Source organism: Streptomyces mobaraensis NBRC 13819 = DSM 40847, from assembly GCF_017916255.1.
Taxonomy (GTDB): domain Bacteria; phylum Actinomycetota; class Actinomycetes; order Streptomycetales; family Streptomycetaceae; genus Streptomyces; species Streptomyces mobaraensis.
In genome coordinates this window covers 7,568,086-7,574,085 of sequence record NZ_CP072827.1, presented here as the reverse complement: position 1 = coordinate 7,574,085, position 6,000 = coordinate 7,568,086, and the positions used below count along the sequence as shown (strand labels likewise).

At 68.7% G+C, this 6,000-nt stretch carries 3 protein-coding genes; 1 reads left to right on the top strand and 2 read right to left on the bottom strand.

From position 1 onward, the window contains the following. Positions 1-510 precede the first annotated feature (510 nt). The gene (locus J7W19_RS32545; RefSeq protein ID WP_411848851.1) at positions 511-3,162 is read left to right on the top strand and encodes a DEAD/DEAH box helicase; all 2,652 of its coding nucleotides are present in this window, start codon (positions 511-513) and stop codon (positions 3,160-3,162) included. A 269-nt stretch (positions 3,163-3,431) separates the two neighbouring features. On the opposite strand, the gene J7W19_RS32540 is transcribed toward J7W19_RS32545, so the two are convergent. Both J7W19_RS32540 and J7W19_RS32535 read right to left on the bottom strand, forming a co-directional pair. Next, a complete protein-coding gene (locus tag J7W19_RS32540; RefSeq protein WP_233478033.1) occupies positions 3,432-4,343 on the bottom strand; it encodes a hypothetical protein in 912 nt (303 codons plus the stop codon). Positions 4,344-5,209: 866 nt separating this feature from the next. Continuing rightward, complete coding sequence (locus J7W19_RS32535; RefSeq protein WP_004954756.1) at positions 5,210-5,803, bottom strand: hypothetical protein; 594 nt, start codon at positions 5,801-5,803, stop codon at positions 5,210-5,212. Positions 5,804-6,000 lie beyond the last annotated feature (197 nt).

Sequence of the window (6,000 nt, the reverse complement as noted above, 5' to 3'; positions counted from 1 at the left end):
GCGCGCGGTCTGCTCCGCAGACACGACGCGCCGCCGCTACGCGGCGGAAGGTCGCCGCGCTCCGCGCGGCTTGGCCGGCCACTCCGTGGCCGGTGCAGACAACTCCGTTGTCTGCGGCTCGGATCGCTCCGCGATCCGGCCAGACGGAATCCGCTCCGCGAATTCCTAAAGCAGCCAGCTGCGGGATGGGGGCGGTGTGCGAGTAACTGGCTTTACAACCTGGGAGATTGCTGGTACTTCTCCTCTTGTTCCATGGCTGACCACCCATCAGGTCTTCTGCCGTTGTTCCAGGGCGATGTCCAGAACGACGGCCTGAGGGTTCACCCGAAAGAGGAGGGCCGACCACCCCGACGATCACCGGGTTCCGGTAGCGTGAACTTGCGACTCACCTCTCCATGCTACCCCGGCAACCGGATGCATCATCCGTAAGGTTTGGGGATACGCCCACCCCCTCCGGCGACCTCCTCCTCTGTTGGCCTTCGCCTCCTGATGGTCTGGAAGGAATTCATCATGCCCACGGCCCCCATGTCCGACCGACAGGCCCGCTCTCTCGGTGAGCCCGTCATCCCCGCACGTGACCATCAACCCGACCTCCTCAACAAGGTGGTGGCAGAACTCCAGCCCCAACCCGGGGCCGGGATCCCAGAGAAAGGGCTACGGGTGACCCTTGCTGCCGCGCCCGGCTCAGGAAAGACATGGATCAGCCGGGAAGTGGCACGACGGCTGGCCCCGCGCCGGCGGGTCCTGGTGATGGTCCACACGCTCGACCTACTGGTCCAGACAGTGGCGTGGTGGAGGACCGCCGGCCACACCGAGCCGGGCATCGCAGTCTGCTCACCGATAGGCAACGCGGAGGAACTGAAGGAGCTGGGGGTACGGTGCACCACGAGTGCGCCGCGGCTGGCGCTGTGGGGCGGTAGCGGACCGGTCACGGTCTTCGCGACCTACGCCTCGCTCGCGTACCGCCGCCGGGGCGGCGAGATAGTGCCGGGACCGCTGGAAGAGGCCATGGCAGGCCTGTACGGACAGCAACTGGCTCCGTTCGACCTCGCCGTCGTGGACGAGGCGCACCGCACCTCCGGAGCGCGGGGGAAGCCGTGGGCCATCATCCATGACAACACGCGCATCCGGGCAGACCGCCGGCTGTACATGACGGCCACGCCCCGGTTGTGGGAGATCCCGGAATCCGTGGACGGCAAGGCGGGGCCGGCTCGTGGGGAGGAGGGGGTGGGCGGGCAGCTGGTCGCCTCTATGGACGATGAGGAGATCTACGGGCGGCAGATCGGCTTCGGGCTGCTGGAAGCGATCGAGCGCGGTGTCCTGGCCCGGTTCGAGATCGACGTGCTGGAGATCCGCGACCCTGCCGCCCAGGACGAGCTGACGGAGCAGCAGGCGCGGGAGCGGCGGCTGGCGGCTTTGCAGGCCGCGCTGCTGACGCGCTGGAAGGAGAGCGGGCTGCGGTCTGTGCTCTCCTTCCACCACCGCACCCGGGACGCGATGGGCTTCGCCCGGAGCCTGCCCTCGGTCGCCACCGACCTGTACGAGAGCGACCCTGGTCGTTACCCGGACCCTGCCAGGACGGTGGCGGAATGGCTTTCCGGTGAGCACCCTCTGGGCTACCGTCGGCAGGTGGTGGGCCGGTTCGCCGACGGGCTCGACGACGACGGCGCCGAGACGGTGATGTCGTTCCTGGCGACGTGCAAGGTCCTCGGGGAGGGCGCGGACATCACCGGGAGACGCGGTGTCGACGCCGTGGTGTTCGCCGACACCCGCGGCAGTGTGGTCGATGTCGTGCAGAACACCGGCCGCGCACTACGGCAGACGCCCGGCGAAGGAAAGATCGCGCGGGTCCTCGTGCCTATCTTCCTCCGGCCGGATGAGGACCCGCAGGACATGGTGTCCTCCCCCAGCTACCGGCCCCTGGTCGCTGTCCTCCAGGCGCTGCGCGCCCACGATGAGCAGATCATCGAGAAACTCGTCCTGCGCCAGGAGCACAGCGGCCGCGGAACCGCCGACGAGGTCCTCGTCGACGACCCCCAGTACATCCGCGACACCGGCACAGGCCAGGAACAGCAGGGCGCCGAGAAGGACGGGGGCGCGGCCGGGTGCGAGGGGATGCCGGGGGATGCGGCGCTGCTGCGGTTCTTCGCTCCGCGCGATGCGATCACGGTTGCGCGGTTCCTGCGTACCCGGGTTCTGCAGCCCCAGTCCGAGGTATGGCTGACCGGCTACCACCTTTTGTGCCGGTGGGTGGCCGGGCACGGGCACGCCCGCGTCCCTCTGCAGGAACGCGTCCCGCGCAGCAGTCAGGCGCAGCCCGGTGACGGTTGGGAGAGGGACTATGCGCTGGGGCAGTGGTGCGCCGAGCAGCGGCGGGCGCACCGGGACGGGACGCTGCGGGCGTGGAGGTTCCAGCTGCTGGACGAGCTCGGCATGGAGTGGGAGGGGGCCGACGCGCGGTTCGCGGCGAAGATCGCGGTCTACCGGCGCTACTACGACGAGCACGGCACTCTCGCCGCTCCTCTGGCAGCGGTCTTCGAAGGGCAGCCCGTGGGTCAGGAGTTGTCCAACCTGCGCAAGCCCCACGGCCTGGGGAAGAAGCCCGAGCGGGCGCAGCGGCGGCGGGAGCTGCTGGAGGCGATCGACCCCGACTGGAATCCCCAGTGGCCCCTGGCCTGGCAGCGGCGCTGGGCGAAGGTGAAATGGTGTCTGGACGGTGGGGCGCAGCTGGCCGACCTCCGGCCCGGCCTGATGGTCGACGGGGAAGATGTCGGTGCCTGGATCGCCGAGCAGCACCTTTCCTGGCAGGGCCTGAGCGCCGGTCAGCGCGAGCGGCTCGCCGTGCTCGGCATCCGCGTGCCGGCCGGTGAACTCGAAACCGCCGCCCTCCCGGCCCTCGAAGCAGCCGGTGCCGTCGTGCTGCCGGCCACGGCGACCCCATGGGAACGCGGCACAGCGGCTCTGCGCCAGTACAAGGCGCGCGAAGGGCATGTGCGGGTCCCGCGTGCGCACCGGGAGACCATCCGTATCGATCACGGCGACGACGGGCTCCGCGAGGAACACGTCCGCCTCGGCATCTGGCGCAGCAACACCCGCAGCCGCCGCGACCGCCTCACCGACACCCAGCGTCAGGAAGCGCAACGCCTCGGCCTCCTCACCTGACAGTGAGGATTGGCCATGGCATCGCCCGGAGGTCTGGCCCTCCACCTGTCTGACGCTTCAGTTGTCCTCGTGGTGAATCGTGGGCCGGCCGGGCGATGCCGTCTGGCGCGTGGCCGGCCGGGCTTCCGTGACTTCATAGGAGTCAGCTTCGCCCCCGCACCGGGACACTGTTGTCCGGAAGGCAGGGCGGAGGGGTGTAGCGCCGTTCACGTGTTCGCGGCGGTAGCACTGGTCTGGGCTGGAGGGCCGAAGGCGGTCCGACACCCGCTCTACTCGGCAGCGGAGACCATGCTGAAGCGGTCGAAGCGCTTCGGCGTGCTGAACATGGGTCGTGCCCAGTACCCGCCGGTGTCACGGCGCTTTAGTACGTCCTCCACGATCTCTCCCGCATCGCGGTCGAAGCCGGCGGGGGCGAGGGAGACTCGGTGGCAGAGCAGGTCCGACTCACCCTGCGAATATCCCTCCCACTTGCCGGAGTCGTAGCGCTTCTCGGGCCTGATGACGTCGAGGAGCTGGTAGGCGTCGAGGGCCTGGTGCGTCTCGTATGCCTTCCGCCCCAACCCGTAAAGGCCCTGCCTTATATCGCCGGTGACGTAGGTAATGGTGAGCGGGTCGCCCTCCTCGGCGCCGACTTCGGCGCCGGCGTACTTGAGACGGTCGAACCACATGAGCAAGGCGGCGATCTCGCTGTTGGTGAGCACATGCACCCAGCCGCAGGTGAAGAACTCGGCCGGGATCTCGATGTACGGCTCAGTGTCGTCAGCGGCGGTGTACGGGATGGCCGAGCTGACGGTGCTGGTCCCGTTCTCGCACAGGAGCTGCAATCCGGTGCTGAAGCGGCCAGGTCCGGTGTTGGCCCGCACGAGGGCCATCTCCTCCAGCGTCTTCAAGGCTTGGGTGATCTGGCGTCGGCGGTTGACGTCCTCGGACGCCAGCTGGATGCCAGGACCGGCGTATTGGCTCACAGAAGCCGACAGGCTCATCCATGACACCGGGTGCTTTGCCGTCGACTCCACGGGATAGGGGGTGCCCCACTGCTTGCCCGGCCCCACGGCGCACTGCGCGGCGTACAGCATCGTCAGCATGAGCCGGAGTTGGAGTCCTTTCGGGGTGACCATGCGGGCCGCGAACGGCTGCTCCTCCTTCGGAAGCGGCTTCCGCTCGTCTTCCAAGATCCTCATTTCGTCAAGCCGGTAGAAGGCCTGACGGACTCGGACGGAGGCGGGCCTCTGCCCTTGCTCCCAGATCCGGCGCATGACCTGGTTGACGCCCCCGAGCATGCGGCTGCGAAGGGTCTGAAGGTGTGCAAGGCGTGTGTCGACCTTGCCGTCCTTGGGACGCATCTCGATCCACCTTTTGGAAACTACGGATTGATTCTCATGCTCTGTGATCCATCAATTACTCACCCATTTCCGGTTTCTCTGGTCAGCATGTCATGCGAGTTAATCCGTAGTTGAGAGTACCGGACGACCCCTCAGACGGGCTACATCATTTGATGTGTGAGGCGCTGAACAGGGCCCCACAGGCGGCCTGGTGGGCTTCTCCAGCCGCGTCCAATCGGGGGCTCCGGAGCATCGACGCCGGCAAGCACTTGGTGCTCCGGGCCTCCCAATCGCGAAAGAGGCGGTACCTCTGTCAATGGAACGTACAGCAGAAGAGCACACCGAGCCCAGCCCGGGAGCCGAGCTCCAGGAAGAAGGCGGTGCCAACTACAGCCGTTCCCTGAGGTGGGTGACCTTCGGCTTCACAGCGGCCTGCACCGTGAGCGGCACGGCCATCGCCCTGACAGTCTCCCCACCAGTCGGACTGGCTCTGCTCGCAGTTGCGGCTCCCGCCATCACGATTCAGATCCGCCGGTAAATCCCGGATGGCCGCAGTCCTCGGGCTGCGGCCATCCGCCCCGGCCCCTGCCCGATCCAGAAGTGGGCTGGGATCTGCGCGCGAAGGACGGCACTCTCCACTGGCATCGCTGCGCCCGGCACTGCCACCCGCTGAGCGCCCCCGCGCCGGAACAGCGCTACAAGGGTGCTCCCCCGCCTGCCGCGTCTCAGCCGTCCAGGAAGGCGGCCAGGGCGCAGCGTTGCTCTTCCTCGCGGGCGATCTGCCGGGCGAGGAGGTCACGTCGGCGTACGGGGTGACGGCGGCGAGGGCTCCGGAGTTCGGTCGGCTCCAGGGCCTCCACCTCCCACTGCACCGGGCCCACGCCGCGCTCAACGCCGCAGACGCCGTCCAGGAGCCGGGCAGTGACGACGCGCACGAAGCGGCAGGCGGCGGACTCGGCGAGGCGCGCGAGCTGATCGGGCAGGCCCGCGACCACGTCCTGGTCGTCTACGCCCTCGCACATGCGCGGATCGGCCTGCCGCCCGACGCGGTCTGGAATGCGATCTGGCACCGCCAGCTCGTGCGACTTCGCCTGTTCCGGGCCGAGGGCGGCCGACGGGCCGGACTCCTTGCCGGACCACGGTGGTTCCGCGGCAGTGGCCTCGGAAAATGGGTGCAAACGCAGCATGTGCGGTGGAAGGGCCTGGCCGAGGCGCAGCGAGCGGCGCTCAAGGATCTGCGGATGGGCCCCGCCGCCGGCGACGCACGCGTCCGCGCGGCGGGGGCCCCAGGCGCGGCGCAGCCGCAGTGAGCGGGCCATGGAAATCGTCCTCGCCGCCCGGCAGCACCTGGAGGAGGCCGGGCCTGTCGTCGATGAGGCGGGGAGGATCATCGTCGCCGCCTCCTACCGGCCCGTCATTACCGGACGCGAGATTCAGCTCCGCAAGCGGCGTACCCGGTACGGGCCGGGTTCGACAGCTACCCGGCCGAGTTGCATGCCGTGTTCCACGGACCCGG

Excerpts from the sequence above, each read along its gene's own strand:
- J7W19_RS32540 (WP_233478033.1), bottom strand. The coding sequence starts at position 4,343 with ATGAGGATCTTGGAAGACGAGCGGAAGCCGCTTCCGAAGGAGGAGCAG.
- J7W19_RS32545 (WP_411848851.1), top strand. The coding sequence starts at position 511 with ATGCCCACGGCCCCCATGTCCGACCGACAGGCCCGCTCTCTCGGTGAG.
- J7W19_RS32535 (WP_004954756.1), bottom strand. The coding sequence starts at position 5,803 with ATGGCCCGCTCACTGCGGCTGCGCCGCGCCTGGGGCCCCCGCCGCGCG.